Below are 18,707 nucleotides of genomic sequence, written 5' to 3' on the forward strand. Positions count from 1 at the left end.
TCGTTCCCTATACGCGCAAACCATCGTTGATTCGGTGATAATTGCGTACGGATAGAACTGATGTTTGCTCATGGAGACCTTTGGCACACCATCGATTTGCTTGCCGAGCGGTGCAACTTATCGACGTCCGGCCTCGCCCTAAAAGCAGGGTTGGATTCCACTTCGCTGAACAAGTCCAAGCGGATGAGCCCCGATCGACGGGAGCGATGGCCGTCGACAGAAACGCTCTCCAAGCTGCTCGCTGCCGCGGAGGTGAACCTGCTCGCCTTTGCCACGCTCATGAACTCTTTGCCTGAACAGATCGATGCGCCGATTGGCGATCGGGAGCAGTCGGACGAAATGGAGCAAAGCCGAGCGGCCGCCTAGGCGCTCCCGGCTGCAAGCCTTCGTTCACCCTTATCCAATTGCTTTCTCCGACACCCCTGGAGTTGGGAACCAGAAGAACGGAACGGTAAGGAATTTCGCCGATGGGTAAGGCTCGATCTGCCCCAAGCTGTCGAGCCTTGAAGCCTGCCCCAAGAGTGCCTGCGTGAACGACAAGAATAGCGATGAGATCGCAAAAATCATTCGTCTCGTAGGTGACCTCGGGAAAACTGCTGACGGGAAAGGGGACCCGATCAACGAGGCCTATCTGAGAGGCCTCGCGGAGGGGCTTGCCCTTGCAGATCTCGTCAACCGCGACCAGGTCCAGATGATGACCCGCTGGAGCCAGATCTTGGTTTCGCAGCAGTTTGCAAACGGTTCGATAAAGCCGATGCCGCACCCTCCCTCTACCCCGATGGTCGGACCGATCCGGCATTAAGGACGCTCCTCACATTTCCGGCACGGCAAGGCATTCGATTTAATTCGGCGACATTCTGCATTATAATTCGTCCATCGAACACGACAAACCTGGACGATTCGTGAAATGGACGACGCCGCTTTCAATACAGAATCTGTAGCCTCCGATATGCTCAAGTCCGTGATCGAGCGGTTGGAGCGTGTTTACGAAGAGATCGATGGTCTCAAGGCTGGTGCCAAAGACATTCTAGCTGAGGCAAAAGGTAATGGCCTGGACCCAAAAATCATCAAAAAGTGCCTCGCCATCAGGAAGAAGGATCATTCCGAGCGTATGGAGGAGGAAGCGATCCTTGATCTCTACCTCCAGGCCTTGGAAATGAGCAGCTAAATACTGTCAGCCGTCCTTTGCTGCAGGACCTGAATATAGGACGGCGTGATCTCCAACTCCGTCCTTTTCAGTTTCGGCTCATCAATACTCGCCGCAATCGTGAGAAACCATGACTTCCGCATTGATTGCGCCCTCTCATCTTGTCTCTAAGGTAGGGGAGGGCGGACAGCCCCACGAGATCGTTCCAGGAATGTTGGTTTGCGCGTTTTTGTGCCTCGCAGTGGGCGCCTTCAAACTAGCTGTCGTGGCCGCAACTCCGCTGGAACTCCACGCCGGACCTCAGATCGCTCTTCTCGGGCTTGGTCTCGTCCCTGCCATCGGCGCCATGATCTACAGCCGCCCGGTCCGGCACCGGCCCCGTATGGCTTCCTTGCATTTCACGGTTGCCTTGGTGCCGTTTAGTGCTCTGGCATTCGCAGATCTCGGCCATGTCGTCAGTTATCTCTCTCGGCACCAACCCTTTGCCGACAGTCTATATATATACGTAGACGCCGCGTTGGGCTTCGACTGGATGAGTATGCTTGAGTGGGCTAACAACCATCCTAGTCTCACAGCCGTTGGATACGGTGCCTATGTCTCGGCGGGCTTCCAGTCAGTCACTGTCCCCATCCTGCTTGCCGCGTTAGGTCGGTATCATGCGTTGTCAGTCTCAACGGTGGCAGTGCTGCTCACCCTAATCATCACCTTTCTAATCGCCGGGTTACTGCCAGCGCTTGGCCCATATTACGTCTACGGAATCACCCCCGCACATCACCCGAACCTCATCATTCGGGCAGTGGACCTCCACGTTGCCGAGATCATTGGCATGCGGGATGGTTCGATACTCAACGTCTCCCGCCTTGCAGCTACTGGTCTTGTAACCTTCCCCAGCTTCCATGCTGCGAACGCGGTTATCCTCGCTTGGGCACTTTGGCACGTTCCGTATCTCAGGAGTGCCGGCATGATTCTCAATGGCTTGATGCTTGTCGCAACGCCCCTCCAGGGCAGCCACTACGTCATCGACGTTCTCGCCGGTGCCGTAAACGCCGCGCTGGCCATAGCCGCAGCGCCGATTCTCCTCCGGGGAATCGAACGATTGTGGCACCAATCAGAACCTGTCCCCCGAATCCACAGACCGGCGGAGATCTAAAAAGCCGTCACACGCATGGCACTTTCCCAGTGTTTCTACGTTGTGTGCCGGTGAGGGATTCGCCCTCATTGCATTCCACGAAAAATGAGGTCTGCGACAAAACCGCCTTCGACGGAGGAACGAGAGATGTCGTCAGGTTCCTACAAGCTTCATGACTCAGGAGATCCGTCAAATCCCTGAAATCCAAAGCAGCACCCGGAGCATTCCGATCACTGGAGATCGCATTTTACGAAGGTCAAATCTGGAAAATCCCCGAAAGATTCTAAGCGAGCCATGTTCAGCATCAGAGACTTCGTCACTGCAGGCATCAATATCTTGGGAGCCATCGACGCTCTTGAGAGCGCGCTTGCTCGCGCTGCCTCCGATGCCGACACCATTCTCATTACAGACCACGAGAAGGAGTTGATCTGCTTCGGCATCGTGGACGCACGCTTCGTGCTGTCAGCTCACGGGCAGGAGCCGCCGAAGGTGCTTTCTCTCCTTGCCCTCCGAATCGCCAACTCCTTTGAAGTGCCCCGCGCCAAGGCGTCCGCAGTCCTTGCCGAATTCAGATCGGCGGAGGCTCTGGCTGAGGCCGATTTGATTGCCACGCCGATCGCCCTCGCAGCATAAGGAAAGCCAAATGGGCTTCATCCGACACGAGCATATGCCCGGCTTCCGTTAGGTTCACCCCTAACGGAGCATCCCGGTGCACACCATTCCTCAGTTCCAGCCTCAGTACAGCATCATCAATCGTGCTCAGGAGGTCTGGACTTACGACACCCTGGAAGACGCCGTTCTCGCCCTCAATAAAGCGGCTCTCCAGCAAGGCTTCTTTCTCTCTGAGGTCCTTGCCGACCGGTTCTCATACGAAACTCGGGTCGATATTGACGGTATCCGCCGCGATACTCTCATAGGGCATCTGATCGTCCGATCCTCTCTCGGCGATGTCCTCACCCGAGATCAGATCCTGGATCTCGCGCATAAGCTGAGAGCGCGGCCTGCCCGCCCGCAGGGCACCTACCGTAACGGTCCTTGGCCAGGCATCCGCCGGCCCCGCGGCCATCGTGGCTCCTCCATCCGGATTGTGCGGACAAAGCAGGCGATGACCTGGCACGACGCCGACAAGGAGGATCTTCTCGCGGCTGGCATTCCGCCCGGCCGGATTATGAGACAGCGCGAGCTTCCCACCTATTGGTCGGATGTTTCGCGGAGCAACCAGCGCAGCAGGAAAAGCCAGCGCAAACACCAGTGGCGGTAGCCGAGCACCCAAGGGCGGTCTGAGCAATCAGGCCGCCCTTTGTCATGACAGCCACTACCAAGGGATACCCCATGATTTTGAACGTCTATGTCCCGAAGCCCGGATCTTCCGCTGCCAGTCTCGTGCTTCCGGCGAGTGCCATCGTTGGGGAGGGTGAGCAGGATGGCCGCATCCTGTGCTACTACGAGGGGAACGCCATCGGCTCGAAAGACCTCGAGAGTTTCTATGAGCGCATACGGAGGGCAGCCGACCGCCTGGTGACCAAGTATCCGACAACTGCCATGGCCGCGTTCCCGGCCGACGAGCTCGAATGCGTTGCAACATTCGATGCGGAGCGGGAGTATTTGCCCTCGATCAAGGATTACAGGACGCTTGAGCGCTGGGCCCAGGAGCCTGCGCTGATCATCCAGGGACCGGACCTCCCAGAGGGCGCTCACCTGACCAGCGCGATCGGCACTCGATTCGAGAACGCCTTCCCGCGCCTCCTGAAGCGCGAGGGATCTGTGCACACCTATGCCCTGCGCTGCGGGCAGATTGTTGTGATCAATATCGTCTCAGGGATGTCGGAGGTCATTCAACCAACCGACAAGCTGGCCGACAGCATCCGCCAGGAGGTAAGGTCAGATCGATAGGTAGTCACCCGGGCCCTGCAGGTGGTATAAGACCGCAGTTAAATTCTCAAATCAGAATTCAAATGCCGGTTGCCCAATCAGACGCACTTGATGAACACCACGATGCCGGAGGCAAAAGCCGCCTCCGGCTGAAAGAGGGCGTCATCGCCGATGCCGTTTTTTACGATAATCGCCGCTATCGCCCTATCCTGACCCGCCGCTGGTCCCCGGATCCAAACGCGCCGTTCGTCCTCTGGATCGGGATGAATCCTTCGGTTGGTTCCTTTGACGTAGACGACCCCACTGTGGCGCGGGAACAGGACTTCACTCGCCGTTGGGGCTACGCGTCGTATGTCAAAGCAAACATTATGGATTTTTGCAGCACCGATCAGAAGCGGCTGCGCGATCCTGGCGTCACTCCTTGCAGCGAGCATAACCTTCCTGCCATTCGCGATCAGGCAAGCCGCGCCTCGATGATCGTCATGGGGTTCGGCGCCGTCCATCCCTCGCTGCAGCACTATGCGGATGCCGTGTGCCAGGCTCTCATCGAGGACGGCCATCGGCTCTGGTGCCTTGCGCTGACGAAAAACGGCAATGCAGGCCATCCCCTCTACATCGCGGCCGATACCACGCCGTTCCACTACATCCCGAAGCTGAAGGGCAAGGCCTAAAGGCGAGCCTCACGGCTTGCCTATTCTCTGATCAGGACAACTCCCATGACCACCCACTTCTGGACGCTCCTCACAGGCGTTGATACCGTCCAACCGTTCTTTGACAAGGCAGAGGCCGAGCGCGCTGCTGCCGCCTTTGTCCAGTCCTGTGACGACAGCCGCACAGTCACGGCAGAGAACTGGCGCGACGAGCTTGCTGACCTGAATCAGGAAAAGGATGATGCGGGTGAGGCAGCCTATCTCTGCTCTCTGACCGAACATCCTTTGCCGCAACTGAACGCGCTCGCCGTACTGGAGGAGGGTGAAGTTCGCCGCATCGAGACCCAATCGCCTCTTCTCCAGGACCTAAAGGTCGCCGTCGTCGAGACCAAGTTCAGGCATATCGATTACCATCCGGACGACATCTTCTGGATTGGAACACCCCTTGGTCCGATTGGTGTCGTCGGTCATATCCAGAGTGTCGCAAAACCGCAGTGGCCGATTGCAACTGTCTTTGAACAGATCGCCCTTACTGAACCCGCGGGCGGTACGCCCCTCATCGGCTGAGAACTACCATGGCCCTCGACACGTCCATTCCAGTCCTGATCATTGACGACTATCAGACGATGCTAAGAATTGTCCGCAACCTGCTCAAGCGGATCGGGTTCACGGACGTGGACGAGGCCAGAGACGGTCGAGAGGCACTGGAGAAGCTCAAGGCACGACCCTACGGCCTAGTCATATCCGATTGGAACATGGCTCCGATGACAGGATATGAGCTTGTGCAGCAGGTCCGGGCGCACCCGATGCTCCAGAAACTGCCCTTCATCATGGTCACCGCAGAGGCAAGATCTGAAAACGTGATTGCTGCCAAGCAAGCCGGCGTTGACAATTACATAGTGAAACCATTCAGCGCGGAGACCCTCAGGGCGAAGGTAAGCACGGTGCTCGGGTTGGCCGTCAGAGCCGAAGCCCCTTCTATCTGATCGGCGGCCATCAACCCCGCTAACTCAAGAAGCATGCTGTCAGCTGAGACTTCCCATGATCACAAAGAGAGCATTCTTAGCGCTCATTGCACCGCTTCTCGCAGGATGCACCCGGTTCGAGACAGTGGAACCCTTGCCCAAGGCGGATCGCATAGCAATCACCTATAATGGCTTTGATCCCGATAGTCCGGATCAAGAGATCACAGACCTCAAGCAGATTGACGCAATCATCCAGTTCGCAAACGATCGTCTCGACGGATGGCACTATCCGCTAGCGACGATGCCTGCCGGAGACACCCATGTATGGCTGTATAAGGACAACCAGAGTGTCGGATATATCGGTGCAACTCGCGGAAACTTCCTCAGGTGCCCGACAAAGGGCGGGCTCAAATTCCTGCGAAACGCCACCGACGATGAAATGAAACAGTTCCACCACCTGCTAACCCGTACGTGATGGCTGTCGAGTACAACCATTGAATTGCCCGTCGCGCTTGAACCAAATCGTAAAGCCAACCTCGACGTTAACTACTCGTTAACTTTGTTCACGAATTCAGCGTCTCCTGTTATCCATATGCAACACTCCAGGAGCAGTCATAAAGCCAAGGGCGGTTCCTGATTGACCCCAGCCCTCCGCGGCGACATCTTCGCACAAGGTTGAGTTGATTCGTCGAATCACTCAGCACCTACGAACAAGGTCGGTCTGTTCGATAATAAAGACCAACGGACTCAAAGCTATCCGAAAGCTTTGGGAGCCGAGAATAGACACGATGACGTTCGGACAGACTTCTGGGTTGGGGCATTTATCCAATGTTTATCGTCGTTGCTTCGCAGCAATCGGCTGCGGCTGCCTATGTGTCTGAGTTCATCGGTGAGGGAATGCCGTCGGTCAGGATGTTTTCCGACGATTACCACTCCTGGCTCGACGATCCCTCCAAGGCCCATCTAGACCGGGTACGTGGCTTCTTGATCGAAGAATCCAACGAGCGCATCGCTTTCGCCCGAACCCTGCGGAAGCATACTCCGGCTCCGATCATCGCCTACAGCGAAACCCGCTCTTTGGAGACAACGCTCGAGTTGCTGACGGCCGGTATCGACGATGTCGTCCGCAGGCCTATCCACGTCAAAGAGATACTCGCGCGATCCGAGGCGATCTGGCGCCGCCATCGTGAGAGCCAGACCGTGACCTCTACCGATCGTATCCGTGTCTTCTTCAATGGGCAGGATGCCGAGATCGACGGCTTACCGCTGACCCTGCCCCGGCGCGAGCTCAACATCCTGGAATATTTCGTCCGGAACCGTGGGCGGTCGGTCAGCAAAGCCCAGGTCTTCAATGCGGTCTATCAAGACTGTCAGGCTGACGTTTCCGAAACCGTCGTAGAAGGTCACATCAGCAAGCTCCGCAAGAAGCTGCGGATGCGACTGGGCTATGATCCGGTCGTATCTAAGCGGTTTGAAGGCTATACCTACCTGGGCTAAGGCCCACCTTCGAGGCTCACCTTCGAGGCTCACTTTCAAACTGAAGGGCCGGTTTCTTCCGTCCCTTTTTCCATTTGGCCTGCTATTAAAGGGTGAGAACCCTGCACCCGGTCTAGATGCACTGGGGAGTTTCCGACAAGGTCAACCGAATGCGTATGCTCGTCTTAGCGACTGCCTCACTCCTCATATCGGCCGGAACCGCTTACGCTACTGCAGACAGTCCAGACTTCTTCGACGTGCGCGGCGTCAGTCCCAACGACGTTTTGTTCCTCCGAGAGCGGCCGACCGCCAGTTCACCAAAGCTTGGCCAGGTTCCATACAACGGTAAGAAACTCCGAAACCTGGGTTGCTCGGCCGTTCGGGACGGGATGATCCTCCCGGACTCCGATTTGAACACCGGCCCGTTCTGGTGCCGGGTTCGATTTGGACCTGTCGAAGGTTGGGCAAATGCCAGGTACCTGACCGAAGCGGTAGAGGCCCAGCCGATCCGATCGCCAGCGCGTGCGCAGTCTTACCCTGCCTCTGTCGCCAGCGCGATCAACTCGAACACAGCGACATGCGATACATTTAAGGGCAAGCCGGGGTTCACCCGCAACAACCTTGATCTCAACGGAGACGGCACTAACGATTGGATTATCGATTACGGCAATCTTGAATGTGACGGCTCCACATCGATGTTCTGCGGTAGCGGAGGCTGCACGCTCCAGGTGCTCATTTCGACCAGCCGTAGTGAGTGGGTGGTCAAGTTTGAGGATACCGTCCGAGAGTACAGCTTCAAGCCGGTCAGTGGTAAAATGGTCCTGCGGCTTGAACAGCACGGGATCGCCTGCGGCAAGCCCGGTACTGAGTCCTGCCCCAAGGATGTTGATTTTACCCACGCTCGATGACGGACTCGCGGGCGGGCTGAAGCACCAGCCAAACCAGTCTGCCTTTAAGCGAAGACGTTTCTGTGGAGATCAACCGCTAGAGAGTTTCAGTACTGCGGTAGTGCGGGTCTGATTGTACTGCGCAATTTTCAGACGCTAAACCGAACTCGCTTATGATCTGGTTGATGATGGCGGGGCTTTGGAGCTTTCGGTCAGCGTAGAGCGTGAAGAAGTTTGTTTTGGTGTTGTAAACTATTCTGCCACGGGGCCACTGCTCATATTCATATGCCAAGATAGTGGTGGGCCATCCTCTCCTTTTGAGAGGCTCAGCGCCTCCCCTCCGCAACTCTTCCCAGAACTCATAATGTCCCTTCGGGTGGGTTAAGAACTCTCCATAGGGCTCAGCGTTACTGAGGTCGGTCTTGTCATTGATCATGGAGAGGTCGCCTGCATGCCGCACCCCCCAAAAAATGCCGACCGACGGTTTCGAAATCATGCTTCCTCTCGGGAGTGATACCACAGCCTATCCACCCGCCAGCAGCGACGCTGGAAGCGGGGGAGCCGTGCCTTGGGTGGCTCGTTGACGGGCGACCTCAGCAAACAGAAAGTCAACAACAGGCCTCCAACGTGCATAAGCCCAACCACCTCCGGCGGACGGATGATGCATATGTGCCGCCACTGCTTGGTAGGGGCCCGTGATCGGATACATCCTCGTCCGCCGGTTGGCCGAGTTGAGGATATATGACGGTGCACCTTCAAGACCTGGCGGAAGATGGTTCCAAAGATCATCACCACATACCAGGACAGCTTCCACTTCCTTTTTCTTGATGAGCTCCCTGAAGAGGTTCGGCGCCTCACCATACCAAAGCTCTCTTGGCGGACGTTGGCCCGGGCCATTCGCCGCGATACGCGGGACATAGTTATAGAAGATGACCGAGTTCCAGATCGCGAGTGCCTCACTTTGGGTAACCTGCTCGACAGGTTTTCGCGCAACGAGCTTTGCAACCTTAGTGAAGAAGCGCTTTGATCCCCTGTCGAGAGAACCGTTCACATACCCTGAGACAACGTCTCGGGTCATCTCAGGCGCCAAACTGCCAATGGGGCGCTTGTCGCAGTGATGCGACTCGCCAAGAACCATGAGACGCATTCCGCCCAAAGGGTTGTTCGGACGTGCCCAAAGCTCGCCTATCCACGGCTCAAACATCGATTATGCCTGTCTCTCCAAGCAGCTTCATGCCGGGTCTAAGAGAACCTCGCGGGATACGTCAATTCACCCTTCGCAGCGTGGAAAATCATTCGGAGCCGGATTCTTTCCCTGCGGTTGCCGGCGCACAAGCATATCCCATCAGAAGGTTCCAGGCGGATGAACGCCGATAGTCCTCAAGCAGACCCGGTCTAAGCCCTAAGACCACTCACTGAATCAGTGTAACTAAAAAACCCCGACGAAAGAGCAGTAGCGCCGTCCGATCCCCATCAGGCGGCGCTTTTCCTTGTCATGAGGTCAAAATGACAGACGTGAATATCCGCAGCCTTGCCGACTTTAAGCGCTTCCTCGCCCACCCCGGCGCCACCATCGAAACCCTTCGGAACGATGTCATGACGAGGAACGGGCAGACGCCCGAAACCCGGCCTCACGCCTATGGCACCCGCCAGGTCAAGAAGCTCCAGACGAACGCGGTCCAATTCACCGGCAATAACTGGCTCTGGTTCGGCAAGGCGGCCGAGTATCGCTTCTCAGGCGATGTCGTCACGATCGACGTCAGCAAGGACGGGTCGTTCAAGGACGTCATCGAATACAAACTTTCCGTCCAGCCTGCAGCTTAGAACAGGAGACATCCATGGGACTGATCTGGATTCGCAAGGACTCCAGCCGCATGGGCCTGCTCGATCAGAGCAACCAGCACATCTACGCCACCTATCGCGAAGTGAAGAAACGCAAGGGCGCGGCCAACACCTTCAGAGTGGAGGGCTACGCCCAGCGGGAAAGGAGACATCCGGCCGAGGAAATCGAGTGGCCGGACGTGGAGGCCGCCAAAGAGGCCTGCCAGCGTATTGCCGCCTGCTACACCCAGGCAACGGTTCAACCGCTCGCCAGCTGAGGATCACTGCTGATGTCGCCTGAATCTCAGCTCCGAAACGAGAAGCTCAAGCAGTTTGTCGAGGAGGCCCTCGACGCCGGCGTTTTCTACAAGCGGGACCTGCAGGATAGGATCATCCCGCAGATTCTCCCCTTCGACGAGACTGTCGAGAATCTGATTGGCACCTTCACCAACCCTTCGTTTCAGGAACTTCGGGATCTGGAGGGTCGGGTCTCCGCTCTTCCTCGCGGATCCTGGGCTATCATCCGCAAGGAATGGGACGGGGGTGGATGTTACACGCTGATGTTCAGCGACGGGACAGGAAAGCTCGCGACTGGTGTCGCACACGACACCTATGATCGTCAGCTTCCCTTCGCCGAGGCTCAACGTGGCGTGCTTGGGTATGAAATCTACACGATGCGTCACGCCGTCGAGGCAGAGCGCGAGATTGCCGGTGACCTCAAGGCCATTGCGGATAACGGCTTCGCGCTCTACCAAAAGTTCGACGGCCTCAAGTTCGACCATCGCATCTTCACGACCGCCCAGATCGCCGAGATTCGTCCCAACGGCCATATCGTTCTGCGCCTCAGCCTCCGTGGGAGCCGCAAGACTTACGAGGCCACTGTCGGCGGTCGCCTGCTAGAGCGCCGTATCGCGGAGGCCAAGGAGCGGGCGACCCTTCAAGAAAAGCGTCCCGAGCCAGTCGATCAGACCGCTCTCTTCCTCGCCTAGTCCGACAATTCCGCAATCAACAGCCGGCCGCGCAGCTCCCCGCCGCGCGTCGGTTCCGCTCGTCCAGATTCTTAACCGGAGCGTCCGTCCATGCCCAAGCTCTCTAAGGAAGAAGCCGCACGCCACCAGGAAGCGGAAAAGCTCCTCGCAAAGGACGTCCTCACCGTCACAGAACGGGAGTTCGTTCTGGAACATTGGCATGAAGGCGCCCGCCATCTGAACTCGGTCGCCGGCGCGTTCTTCACGCCCCTGGAGCTCGCCCGCGACTTTGCTGTCGAGGTTACTGGACGCAGGATCATCGACCTGTGTGCTGGCATCGGGCGGCTGTCCTACCTGATTAAGGCCGCGGCCGATTTCTCCCGTCAGCCCCTGGAACTCACCTGTGTTGAGATCAACAAGGATTATGTCGAGGTCGGGCGCAAGATTCTTCCTGAGGCTCGGTGGGTCCACGCGGATGTGCTTGACCTCCCGAAACTCGACCTGGGCGAGTTCGATTGCGCTATTGGCAATCCGCCGTTTGGGGCGATACGGACCGACACGAAGGCTCCCCGCTATAAGGGCAGCAACTTCGAATACGCGGTGATCGATCTGGCCTCGGATCTGGCCGATTACGGCGTCTTCATCGTCCCGCAGGGCTCGGCGCCCTTCCAGATGAGCGGCACCTCCGGTTTCCGGCCGACCACCTCCCAAAAGTACGAGGCGTTCGTAAAGTCGACCGGGATCTCACTACAGCCGAACTGCGGGCTGGACACCTCCGGCTACGATCACCTCTGGCGAGGAACATCGCCCCGCACTGAGATCGTCTGCGCGGATTTCAAGGAAATCCGAGCCGAGCGTCAGGACAACGCGGATTCTCAAGAATCTCATATCGCAGGCCTCAAGACCGGCCACCCGATCCAACCCGCCATCACGGTTCTGCCCCAGCAGGCCGATTTCTTTGCCTGAGGCCACCATGATCGAAACAATCTATTCACCGAGCTTTCGTGAAATCACCTTCGCCGATAGGCCCAAGTTTGATGCACGGGGCTCGAACGGTTACATGAAGGTCTCAGGCATCACTCTCCTTCAGATGATAAACGACGAGATCCACATCAGCTGTGTCGATTCGAGAGGGCGCCAGTCAGATGCGGTCAGGATCCCGATTCCGAAGTCCGCAGTCGTGACTCTGGCGAACTCCCTCCTCGCCATGGTTGAGGCAGATCAGGTAACGGGCAAAGAGGCCGTGATCACTCCCGCACAGGCCGACGCGGCGAAAACCCTGATAAGCATCGCCGTCAACTCAACTGGTGAGCATGCGGATCTCGAACGGACTTTGCTCGAGGCGTTGGACGCGGATCGCATCATCATCAAGGGCTAAGCGATCGTGCCTCCCGCTTATTCATCTCATTCCTGACCATCCCTTCATCACAAGATCGTTTCACATAATCCTTCACAAAGGAATGGGCGGTCACCACTCGGCGGCAGCGATCACCGAGTGCTGGTTGACCCCGCCGAACATCATTCAGGCACTCGGATCGTCATCCTCATTCGACTTGGATCCGTGCGCCGCCCCGATGCCGCGCCCCTGGGACACGGCCCGGAACCATTACACCTGGCCGGATCAGGACGGCTTGAGGCTGCCCTGGGAGGGCAGGGTTTGGCTCAACCCGCCCTATGGTCGTGCCATGACGGATTGGCTCAAGAAGATGAGCCGTCACAACAAGGGCACAGCCCTGATCTTCGCCCGTACGGAGACGGAGGCATATCACGAGTTTGTCTGGCCTTACGCGTCTGGAATCCACTTCCTCCGGGGCCGCCTGCACTTCCATTATCCTGATGGCCGGAGGGCCGAAGCCAACTCCGGTGCTCCCAGTGTTCTTGTTGCCTATGGCGAGGAGGATGTGGAGCGGCTGATCCACAGCGGCCTTGAGGGCACCTTCGTCGGTCTCACCCGTCCGGTGCTGCTGCATATGGTACTCAACTTTGAGCAGCCGACGCCCCACTGGCGCGAGGTGGTCTGCGACGCGATCAAGAATCTGGGCGGGATGGCGAAGCTAAAGGACATTTACGCAGCGCTTGAGGATCACCCCAAAGCTAAGGGAAGCCCTCACTTCCGCGAGAAAATTCGCCAGACTATCGGCAGACTCGGCCTCCCGCGGATCGACAATGGGCAATACGCCCTGTTCGCCTGATCATATCTGAAAGGCTCCCCAACATGAACGTCCTTGTCGCGGTCACCCAACTGGTACCGGATGAAGCCCTTGATACCGATGACAGCCCAGAGATCGCCGGCAGCCACATCGTCGAAGTGAGGGACGGATCCAGTGATCCGACCGAGGAAGCCCTCGATACCTTCCATAAAACCATCGGCATCGCGTGCCTAGACGATTGCAGCATCTCGGCCAGCACGATCGATCCCGCCGCCATTCCGGCTGATGCCACCTGGATCTGATCATCGCCAAACAAGAGCACTGCCATGACCGACAATGACGCCATCCTCTGTCAGACCGAAATTCGGGACTGGCGCATTGCTGAAGACAGCATTGAGGATCTCACCGGCCGCCAGACGGAAGACTGGCTCGTCGAGGCTTCCCATTCTACCTATCACGGCCTCACCCTCACTCTCAAAGCGCCTGACGGCTCTGACCGTATGATCGACATCGAAATCGATCAGGGCAACGTGGTCGTTCGATCTTACAGAGGCGACGAGCCGGACGCGAAAATGATCGTTGCTGCCGACGCCACCTATGTCTCCTCCTGTGCCGAGGTCGGCCTGATGGGGCGCAAGATCATCCGGTATGAGCCGGAGGATGCCGATTTCCATAGCGGCGAGGTCCCGGCCAACATGGGCAGTCTTGCGACCGAGATCGTCGCGACGGGGGAGAAATTTCAGGCCAGCTTGGAATGGATCGGCGAGGGCGAGGACGGAGATTATCGTCCGGACGATCCCAACGACCGCCTGATCCTGCGCTTCGATGTCTCCCAAAAGGGTGACGATGGGAAATGGGAAGATGTGCCCGACAGCAGCTATTGCATGCAGCTGGACGCCCGGCTTCCCCGCCCTATCCGGGAGCTCGCAGCCAATCTGGTCCTGAAAGCCGTCGAGGAAGCCCATGCCGCGGGCCTGTCGATCAAGCGCGTGTGCGAACGCCTGTCCTGGATGGACGAGGATGCCGCCAAAGCAGGCGACACCGCACCCTTCCTGAAAACCGAACTCGTCACCGCCGCGGAGTGAACCAGTCCAATGCCTAAGAAACCAAACACGGCTGACGTCCGCTACACCGTTATCCTGGACAATTGCGGCAACCCCGATCGCGGCCAGGATCCATCGCGCCGGCTGCCCGGCACAGTGCGGCAAGTGGTTTCCATTGCGGATTTCGCCGCCGCCTCAAAAGCTTGCCGGGATTACATCGAGGAGAATGACCTCGGCGGTGGCAATTGGACGGGCGGCGAGATCCGTGAGAATGGAAAAATCGTCGGCCGAGTTGCCTACAACGGGACCGTCTGGCCCCCAGGTGAGTTCGCGGTTGGCATGAAGCCACTCTGGCCGGAACCGGAGGCAGAGCCTAAGCCGAAAGATCCCCTCGAGTGGGAGACATCTCAGGTCGACACGCCATTCGGGCCCATTCTGATCGGCGGATGCTTTCGCATTGGCAATGTGAAGAGTATCGAGGGGAAGTTTGTGGTCGACGGACAGCACTATGAGTTCATGACCTTCGCGACCTTTGAGGAAGGCGGGCTCAAGGAGATCCAGAGCCACAACCTTCTGAAGAACGGCGTCTTTTCGGACACAGTCGTTCCGCCAAAGAAGGTCCCAAAGAAGGTCAAGGATGCCATTCGGAAGGCTGTCGCCCGGTGGGCTTCGGTCCCGGCCAATATGGCGCTGATCGTCCGGAACGAAATCAAGGACCAGAAGAAATCCATCCAGCACGTCGAGAGGCAGATTGCCAGCTATGAGCAGCAGCTCGCCAAGTCTCGAGATGAACTTGCGACCCACCAGGCGCAGATCGCCCAGCTTGAGGAGAAGGCCTCTCAGCTCGAATCCGGCTCCTAGTTCGCATGAAGAGTTACGCGAATGCGGATTAACCGCATTCGGACTTTCCTACCGGAACCTGTGACAAAAGCGATTTAAAATCCTACAATTCTCGCATTCAAATCGTTTGAGTACAAACTATGCTCCACGCAGTCGCTTTCTTCTGTCCCCCCTGTGGCGCTCGTTCTTGCCCGAAAATGGGGACCGGCCCTCGGCAACACGCTCCTTTACGGCACCTCTTGGCTCCTGGTTCTTCCCATCATCGGAATGTTCTCCGGATTGGTGGATTCCTTGGCCGGGATGCTGTTCGTATCAGTCGCGCTGATCCTGTTTCTCCCGTTCGTACTGTTGCTCGGCTTGCTCTTTTTCGGAGGATTCCTCGCTACCGTCGGCGTGGTGGGATTGGTCGCCTTCGTCTGCTGGCTGGCATCGATTCTACATGCCTGGAAGGTTCTGTCCGGCATTAGGCGCGAGCGTCATGAACGTGAGTTGATCGAGACCATCAAGTCGCTCAAGGCTGGCGGTGCGTAACCGCTGGAGATTCAGCCTCACAGATGCCGGTTCTGGCCTATGACTGACGGCCAGTGCCAGCGAGGCGCTGGTTCTCGCTATTGACCAGGTCAGCCAACCTGGCCTCGCCGCGTTGCCAACTTTTGTCCCTCTCTTCCTCAATCAGGTCATGACAGGACCTGCAGACCGGAACGAGCGGGGAGAGGTCTTCCCCCGCAAGAACGCGGGGCCGGTAATCCCGGTGGTGAACTTCAGTCGCTCGCTGTCGGCAGCAAGCACACTTGCCGCCTGCTCTCGTGAGCACCTTTTCCTTAATGTCCTCCCATAACGGCGTTTTGAGATAGGCAAGGTAGTTGATGGCCGGTCGTATCCAGTTCACGAACGGCACCAGGAATGCGTTTTCGTCCCGCGCAGTAAGAGCATCTCTCCACTTCCTTTCGGCATTGAAGCGGTCAAGTTCTGGGACGCCGGAACTGCTGGTTAGATAAGGCTTCAACTGATCATCGGTCAGAGCAGGATCTGGCGGGATCGCAGATAGGATGAAGGGCACTGACGATCTCGGCTTAGTTCTGGTCGAAGTGATTGCCGAATCCTGCTTGGTTGGAATTCGCCGATAGGGTTTTCTCTCCAGCTCATCCCATCTCGTCTTCCATTTCTCGACCGCCAGCTCATGAACCCGGTCGCGATCCTCGGCCGTCTTGAAGTGCGGAACTCCATTGGGATTTGTATAAGCAACCCCGAGTTCCCGTATCGCCTCGGGGAGCGCCCCTTCCCAAACTGCATCCCGCGGGCTGCCAGCCAGGTCGCGCTGTGGCTTCCTCGGGCGCCGGTGAGATCTGACAGTGAATGCCGCAGAAGCAGCCTGCGATGATCGGGCGATTGCCTCTCTGATCGGGTCATCCTGTGGCAGATTTCCGAATAGAAGACGCTTACTGAAGCTCATTATCGTCTCGCGGCCTGGCGAATAGCCATCATGATGATCGGCACTCTGGTCCCCAACCGGAACCTCGGCTTCGATCCTGTCGTCGAGGAGCCTATTACATCTCCTGCCGCTGTTAACCTCTTTCTAATCGCGACCGATGGATTGTTCCCATGCAGGTCATCCTCGGCCAGCGACCTTGGACCTGTTGATTGCGTCCCTGCGAGTTTCACGTTGGGAATGTCCAATGAGTAAAGAACATCCTGCCCCATATGCGATGGAGCTAAAGCGGTCCTGGCGCGTGATCGTCCCGGTGCGTGGGAAACTGACGCCAAAAATATGCCGAGAGCGGTTCGCCTGCCGGGCAGAAGCCGTGACCTGGATGAGTACGGTCGACGGCCAACGAATGATCGCGGCCGTCCGCGATGGGTGAGGCATCACCGCTATAGCCCTACTCGAGGCTTGCAAAAAATGAAGGGCAGCCGTGCTGCCCGTTGTTCTTGCGTGTCGTTTAGGCACGAACTATCTTGTGCATCGCAACATAGCAATGGCGTTGCTCTGTTGCAGCCCTTCTTGGGCGTTTCCTCCCTAAACTTCGGGCCGCCTTGAGCGGCCTTTTTCTGCCCAGTAAGCTAATCCCCGGTTGAAGCTAGGCAATAGCAAAAAAGTCGTACGCTCTCACCACGCGACACGTGGAAGGCGACGCTTCCATTTCTGGCTTCTCGGCAAATCTGCGACCGTTTTAGGTGCCGCCCTCTGCCGTTTCACGAAAGGCAGAACAGCCGCCGGTCGGGCAATCGGATCCTCTTCGACCACGGTCGCCGCGATTGCCTCCTGGGACAGGCTCGCCATTGCCGGTTCAGGCTCGACCACTCGCCTCGGCTTGATGACCCGCCGCCTTTTTGAACCTGCGACTGACGGTTCCTCCGGAGCGAAGCTCTCGACGATACTTGGCAACACCCGCCGCTCTGACAAAGCAATCTCTGAAGTCGCACCCGGATTGCTCTCGCTCTCCAGCGGGTTTTGCTGGGCAGCGGGTTCGGTTGGCTTAGGCTCAACGATAAACCGCTGAAACGTCGAAGTTTTATGTGAGGGCAGGCGGGAACGTTTCACTTCGAAGGTAAAATGAGGTGTTGATCTCTTCATCACTTCAATTCTGACAGGCCGAAACTATTCGCCCTAAAATTTGGGAATCGGAAGGTGATCCTCATCACTGGATCAATCATCTGATCCGAGAAGTACACGTCCAGGTAAAACCCCGGAAAGTGCCTCGATCAGGCTTGCAGCCTCATACCACGGCTCGATTCCAAGGCAATCCCCGAACATGCTCGATCTTTTTGACGCGGCTGGCGATCTCTCGGCCGCTATCGAAGCCCTCCATGCCGCCACGGCCCTCTACACAGCTGAACCCGTGGTCGACGTTCTCCTCGACCGGATCGGCTGGCCGGACGCCGACGGCAGACTCGTGGATCCAAGCGCCGGCGACGGCATGTTCATGGTCCGGGCCCTGAGCCGCCTCGACCTCGCGCCGGATGACTTCCAAGAAGTCGCCCGCGTTCAGGGCTGGGAGCTTCATCCCGGTGCCATGCGATCCGCCCGGGAGCGCGTACAATCCCACCTGATCAGCAATGGCTGGTCCATTGCCGCTGCCCAGAGGGCAGCCCAAGCCATCGTTCATCACGGGGACTTCCTCACGGGAGGCCCCGCGCCGGGCACGTTCCGCTTCTGCGCAGGCAATCCCCCTTATCTCCGCTATGGCCATCTGCCTGAGGTCCTGAAGGATCTCTACCGGCCGATCCTGCCGGATTTCGCCCGTGGCGACCTCCTCCATGCCTTTCTCGACCGATGCGTCTACAATATGCCGCCAGACGGCATTATTGGATTCGTCACCTCCGACCGGATCTGGATAAACGAAACAGCCGCCAACCTCCGCAAGCAGCTCGGGCACAAGGTCGGCATCGGCCATATTTCCCGGCTTGATGCGAGCTCCAGCTTCTACATGCCGAAAACCCGTTATCTCCCAGGCTGAAGTTTGGGCCTTATTGACGACTGATTTGAGATCAAACGCATCAGTGCTCAGCAGATCCCTTGGCTGGGATGAGAGGCGATTCTCCCCCTCAGGCCGCCATTGTAGGCATCGAAAATCCCTGTCTGTCTTGGAGGCTGTTCGGGCAACAGTTGCCGTAATTGGGCGCACCGTCCCTCAGCAAATCAGAGGCGGTTCCACTCGTTGCTGGATGCCGCATCCGGTTTTCCACCCTTAGCAGATCTTCACAGGAGCGGGTGCTTAAACGGCTGTTGACCGACGTGTGTCAAAACTCGTACAGGCC

General features: G+C 57.7%; 28 protein-coding genes. 24 read left to right on the forward strand and 4 right to left on the reverse strand.

Features of this window, described 5'->3' with window-relative positions:
• Positions 1 to 60 precede the first annotated feature (60 nt).
• From JO965_RS41590 to JO965_RS41650, 13 genes are all read left to right on the forward strand, one after another.
• On the forward strand, positions 61 to 366 hold the full coding sequence (locus JO965_RS41590) for a helix-turn-helix transcriptional regulator (protein WP_203446888.1): 306 nt from the start codon (positions 61 to 63) through the stop codon (positions 364 to 366).
• Positions 367 to 529: 163 nt separating this feature from the next.
• A complete protein-coding gene (locus JO965_RS41595; RefSeq protein ID WP_203446889.1) occupies positions 530 to 802 on the forward strand; it encodes a hypothetical protein in 273 nt (90 codons plus the stop codon).
• Positions 803 to 907: 105 nt separating this feature from the next.
• Positions 908 to 1,168, forward strand: a complete 261-nt coding sequence (locus tag JO965_RS41600; protein ID WP_203446890.1) for a DUF2312 domain-containing protein — start codon at positions 908 to 910, stop codon at positions 1,166 to 1,168.
• Between the two features lie 109 nt (positions 1,169 to 1,277).
• The gene (locus JO965_RS41605; RefSeq protein WP_203446891.1) at positions 1,278 to 2,297 is read left to right on the forward strand and encodes a phosphatase PAP2 family protein; all 1,020 of its coding nucleotides are present in this window, start codon (positions 1,278 to 1,280) and stop codon (positions 2,295 to 2,297) included.
• A gap of 273 nt (positions 2,298 to 2,570) precedes the next feature.
• A complete protein-coding gene (locus JO965_RS41610) occupies positions 2,571 to 2,909 on the forward strand; it encodes a hypothetical protein (protein WP_203446892.1) in 339 nt (112 codons plus the stop codon).
• A gap of 76 nt (positions 2,910 to 2,985) precedes the next feature.
• Positions 2,986 to 3,537: a hypothetical protein gene (locus JO965_RS41615; RefSeq protein ID WP_203446893.1), complete on the forward strand. Its 552-nt coding sequence runs from the start codon at positions 2,986 to 2,988 to the stop codon at positions 3,535 to 3,537.
• Positions 3,538 to 3,608: 71 nt separating this feature from the next.
• Positions 3,609 to 4,169: a hypothetical protein gene (locus JO965_RS41620; RefSeq protein WP_203446894.1), complete on the forward strand. Its 561-nt coding sequence runs from the start codon at positions 3,609 to 3,611 to the stop codon at positions 4,167 to 4,169.
• A 62-nt stretch (positions 4,170 to 4,231) separates the two neighbouring features.
• Positions 4,232 to 4,819 (forward strand): DUF1643 domain-containing protein, encoded by a 588-nt coding sequence (locus JO965_RS41625; protein WP_203446895.1) that lies wholly within the window; start codon positions 4,232 to 4,234, stop codon positions 4,817 to 4,819.
• 45 nt (positions 4,820 to 4,864) lie between these two features.
• Positions 4,865 to 5,365, forward strand: coding sequence for a hypothetical protein (locus JO965_RS41630; RefSeq protein WP_203446896.1), 501 nt, complete (start codon positions 4,865 to 4,867; stop codon positions 5,363 to 5,365).
• Between the two features lie 8 nt (positions 5,366 to 5,373).
• The gene (locus tag JO965_RS41635) at positions 5,374 to 5,784 is read left to right on the forward strand and encodes a response regulator (RefSeq protein ID WP_203446897.1); all 411 of its coding nucleotides are present in this window, start codon (positions 5,374 to 5,376) and stop codon (positions 5,782 to 5,784) included.
• A gap of 55 nt (positions 5,785 to 5,839) precedes the next feature.
• Entirely contained in the window at positions 5,840 to 6,238 is a 399-nt protein-coding gene (locus JO965_RS41640; RefSeq protein ID WP_203446898.1) for a hypothetical protein, read from the forward strand.
• 353 nt (positions 6,239 to 6,591) lie between these two features.
• Positions 6,592 to 7,260, forward strand: coding sequence for a response regulator transcription factor (locus JO965_RS41645; protein WP_203446899.1), 669 nt, complete (start codon positions 6,592 to 6,594; stop codon positions 7,258 to 7,260).
• 149 nt (positions 7,261 to 7,409) lie between these two features.
• Complete coding sequence (locus JO965_RS41650; protein ID WP_203446900.1) at positions 7,410 to 8,147, forward strand: SH3 domain-containing protein; 738 nt, start codon at positions 7,410 to 7,412, stop codon at positions 8,145 to 8,147.
• Positions 8,148 to 8,223: 76 nt separating this feature from the next.
• On the opposite strand, the gene JO965_RS41655 is transcribed toward JO965_RS41650, so the two are convergent.
• Positions 8,224 to 8,562, reverse strand: a complete 339-nt coding sequence (locus tag JO965_RS41655; RefSeq protein ID WP_246777226.1) for a hypothetical protein — start codon at positions 8,560 to 8,562, stop codon at positions 8,224 to 8,226.
• 87 nt (positions 8,563 to 8,649) lie between these two features.
• Positions 8,650 to 9,330 (reverse strand): hypothetical protein, encoded by a 681-nt coding sequence (locus JO965_RS41660; RefSeq protein ID WP_203446902.1) that lies wholly within the window; start codon positions 9,328 to 9,330, stop codon positions 8,650 to 8,652.
• A gap of 302 nt (positions 9,331 to 9,632) precedes the next feature.
• Here JO965_RS41660 and JO965_RS41665 point away from each other — a divergent pair, with 302 nt between their 5' ends.
• The 10 genes from JO965_RS41665 to JO965_RS41710 all read left to right on the forward strand — a co-directional run bounded on the left by JO965_RS41665 (position 9,633) and on the right by JO965_RS41710 (position 15,479).
• Complete coding sequence (locus JO965_RS41665; protein WP_203446903.1) at positions 9,633 to 9,950, forward strand: hypothetical protein; 318 nt, start codon at positions 9,633 to 9,635, stop codon at positions 9,948 to 9,950.
• Positions 9,951 to 9,964: 14 nt separating this feature from the next.
• Complete coding sequence (locus JO965_RS41670) at positions 9,965 to 10,225, forward strand: hypothetical protein (protein WP_203446904.1); 261 nt, start codon at positions 9,965 to 9,967, stop codon at positions 10,223 to 10,225.
• Positions 10,226 to 10,237: 12 nt separating this feature from the next.
• A complete protein-coding gene (locus JO965_RS41675) occupies positions 10,238 to 10,936 on the forward strand; it encodes a hypothetical protein (protein ID WP_203446905.1) in 699 nt (232 codons plus the stop codon).
• Between the two features lie 90 nt (positions 10,937 to 11,026).
• Entirely contained in the window at positions 11,027 to 11,881 is an 855-nt protein-coding gene (locus JO965_RS41680; RefSeq protein WP_203446906.1) for a methyltransferase, read from the forward strand.
• A 7-nt stretch (positions 11,882 to 11,888) separates the two neighbouring features.
• Complete coding sequence (locus JO965_RS41685; protein ID WP_203446907.1) at positions 11,889 to 12,293, forward strand: hypothetical protein; 405 nt, start codon at positions 11,889 to 11,891, stop codon at positions 12,291 to 12,293.
• An 82-nt stretch (positions 12,294 to 12,375) separates the two neighbouring features.
• A complete protein-coding gene (locus tag JO965_RS41690) occupies positions 12,376 to 13,107 on the forward strand; it encodes a DNA N-6-adenine-methyltransferase (RefSeq protein ID WP_203446908.1) in 732 nt (243 codons plus the stop codon).
• A 23-nt stretch (positions 13,108 to 13,130) separates the two neighbouring features.
• On the forward strand, positions 13,131 to 13,367 hold the full coding sequence (locus tag JO965_RS41695; RefSeq protein ID WP_203446909.1) for a hypothetical protein: 237 nt from the start codon (positions 13,131 to 13,133) through the stop codon (positions 13,365 to 13,367).
• A 24-nt stretch (positions 13,368 to 13,391) separates the two neighbouring features.
• Positions 13,392 to 14,150, forward strand: a complete 759-nt coding sequence (locus JO965_RS41700) for a hypothetical protein (protein ID WP_203446910.1) — start codon at positions 13,392 to 13,394, stop codon at positions 14,148 to 14,150.
• Positions 14,151 to 14,159: 9 nt separating this feature from the next.
• A complete protein-coding gene (locus JO965_RS41705; RefSeq protein ID WP_203446911.1) occupies positions 14,160 to 14,969 on the forward strand; it encodes a hypothetical protein in 810 nt (269 codons plus the stop codon).
• A 153-nt stretch (positions 14,970 to 15,122) separates the two neighbouring features.
• Positions 15,123 to 15,479 (forward strand): hypothetical protein, encoded by a 357-nt coding sequence (locus tag JO965_RS41710; protein WP_203446912.1) that lies wholly within the window; start codon positions 15,123 to 15,125, stop codon positions 15,477 to 15,479.
• 37 nt (positions 15,480 to 15,516) lie between these two features.
• Here JO965_RS41710 and JO965_RS41715 read toward each other — a convergent pair whose 3' ends face one another.
• Positions 15,517 to 16,401 carry an HNH endonuclease gene (locus JO965_RS41715; RefSeq protein WP_203446913.1) on the reverse strand — a complete coding sequence of 295 codons (885 nt, stop codon included), beginning with the start codon at positions 16,399 to 16,401 and terminating at the stop codon, positions 15,517 to 15,519.
• Between the two features lie 654 nt (positions 16,402 to 17,055).
• Entirely contained in the window at positions 17,056 to 17,523 is a 468-nt protein-coding gene (locus JO965_RS41720; protein ID WP_203446914.1) for a hypothetical protein, read from the reverse strand.
• Between the two features lie 178 nt (positions 17,524 to 17,701).
• Here JO965_RS41720 and JO965_RS41725 point away from each other — a divergent pair, with 178 nt between their 5' ends.
• The gene (locus JO965_RS41725) at positions 17,702 to 18,406 is read left to right on the forward strand and encodes an Eco57I restriction-modification methylase domain-containing protein (protein WP_203446915.1); all 705 of its coding nucleotides are present in this window, start codon (positions 17,702 to 17,704) and stop codon (positions 18,404 to 18,406) included.
• Positions 18,407 to 18,707 lie beyond the last annotated feature (301 nt).

The sequence above is a fragment of the Microvirga sp. VF16 genome, assembly GCF_016864375.1.
GTDB lineage: Bacteria > Pseudomonadota > Alphaproteobacteria > Rhizobiales > Beijerinckiaceae > Microvirga.

What these genes read in the sequence shown, in the direction of transcription:
- JO965_RS41590 (WP_203446888.1), top strand. Translation starts at nt 61, where the DNA reads ATGTTTGCTCATGGAGACCTTTGGCACACCATCGATTTGCTTGCCGAG.
- JO965_RS41600 (WP_203446890.1), top strand. Translation starts at nt 908, where the DNA reads ATGGACGACGCCGCTTTCAATACAGAATCTGTAGCCTCCGATATGCTC.
- JO965_RS41605 (WP_203446891.1), top strand. Translation starts at nt 1,278, where the DNA reads ATGACTTCCGCATTGATTGCGCCCTCTCATCTTGTCTCTAAGGTAGGG.
- JO965_RS41610 (WP_203446892.1), top strand. Translation starts at nt 2,571, where the DNA reads ATGTTCAGCATCAGAGACTTCGTCACTGCAGGCATCAATATCTTGGGA.
- JO965_RS41620 (WP_203446894.1), top strand. Translation starts at nt 3,609, where the DNA reads ATGATTTTGAACGTCTATGTCCCGAAGCCCGGATCTTCCGCTGCCAGT.
- JO965_RS41625 (WP_203446895.1), top strand. Translation starts at nt 4,232, where the DNA reads ATGCCGGTTGCCCAATCAGACGCACTTGATGAACACCACGATGCCGGA.
- JO965_RS41630 (WP_203446896.1), top strand. Translation starts at nt 4,865, where the DNA reads ATGACCACCCACTTCTGGACGCTCCTCACAGGCGTTGATACCGTCCAA.
- JO965_RS41635 (WP_203446897.1), top strand. Translation starts at nt 5,374, where the DNA reads ATGGCCCTCGACACGTCCATTCCAGTCCTGATCATTGACGACTATCAG.
- JO965_RS41640 (WP_203446898.1), top strand. Translation starts at nt 5,840, where the DNA reads ATGATCACAAAGAGAGCATTCTTAGCGCTCATTGCACCGCTTCTCGCA.
- JO965_RS41645 (WP_203446899.1), top strand. Translation starts at nt 6,592, where the DNA reads ATGTTTATCGTCGTTGCTTCGCAGCAATCGGCTGCGGCTGCCTATGTG.
- JO965_RS41650 (WP_203446900.1), top strand. Translation starts at nt 7,410, where the DNA reads ATGCGTATGCTCGTCTTAGCGACTGCCTCACTCCTCATATCGGCCGGA.
- JO965_RS41655 (WP_246777226.1), bottom strand. Translation starts at nt 8,562, where the DNA reads ATGATCAATGACAAGACCGACCTCAGTAACGCTGAGCCCTATGGAGAG.
- JO965_RS41660 (WP_203446902.1), bottom strand. Translation starts at nt 9,330, where the DNA reads ATGTTTGAGCCGTGGATAGGCGAGCTTTGGGCACGTCCGAACAACCCT.
- JO965_RS41665 (WP_203446903.1), top strand. Translation starts at nt 9,633, where the DNA reads ATGACAGACGTGAATATCCGCAGCCTTGCCGACTTTAAGCGCTTCCTC.
- JO965_RS41670 (WP_203446904.1), top strand. Translation starts at nt 9,965, where the DNA reads ATGGGACTGATCTGGATTCGCAAGGACTCCAGCCGCATGGGCCTGCTC.
- JO965_RS41675 (WP_203446905.1), top strand. Translation starts at nt 10,238, where the DNA reads ATGTCGCCTGAATCTCAGCTCCGAAACGAGAAGCTCAAGCAGTTTGTC.
- JO965_RS41680 (WP_203446906.1), top strand. Translation starts at nt 11,027, where the DNA reads ATGCCCAAGCTCTCTAAGGAAGAAGCCGCACGCCACCAGGAAGCGGAA.
- JO965_RS41685 (WP_203446907.1), top strand. Translation starts at nt 11,889, where the DNA reads ATGATCGAAACAATCTATTCACCGAGCTTTCGTGAAATCACCTTCGCC.
- JO965_RS41690 (WP_203446908.1), top strand. Translation starts at nt 12,376, where the DNA reads ATGGGCGGTCACCACTCGGCGGCAGCGATCACCGAGTGCTGGTTGACC.
- JO965_RS41695 (WP_203446909.1), top strand. Translation starts at nt 13,131, where the DNA reads ATGAACGTCCTTGTCGCGGTCACCCAACTGGTACCGGATGAAGCCCTT.
- JO965_RS41700 (WP_203446910.1), top strand. Translation starts at nt 13,392, where the DNA reads ATGACCGACAATGACGCCATCCTCTGTCAGACCGAAATTCGGGACTGG.
- JO965_RS41705 (WP_203446911.1), top strand. Translation starts at nt 14,160, where the DNA reads ATGCCTAAGAAACCAAACACGGCTGACGTCCGCTACACCGTTATCCTG.
- JO965_RS41715 (WP_203446913.1), bottom strand. Translation starts at nt 16,401, where the DNA reads ATGAGCTTCAGTAAGCGTCTTCTATTCGGAAATCTGCCACAGGATGAC.
- JO965_RS41720 (WP_203446914.1), bottom strand. Translation starts at nt 17,523, where the DNA reads ATGAAGAGATCAACACCTCATTTTACCTTCGAAGTGAAACGTTCCCGC.
- JO965_RS41725 (WP_203446915.1), top strand. Translation starts at nt 17,702, where the DNA reads ATGCTCGATCTTTTTGACGCGGCTGGCGATCTCTCGGCCGCTATCGAA.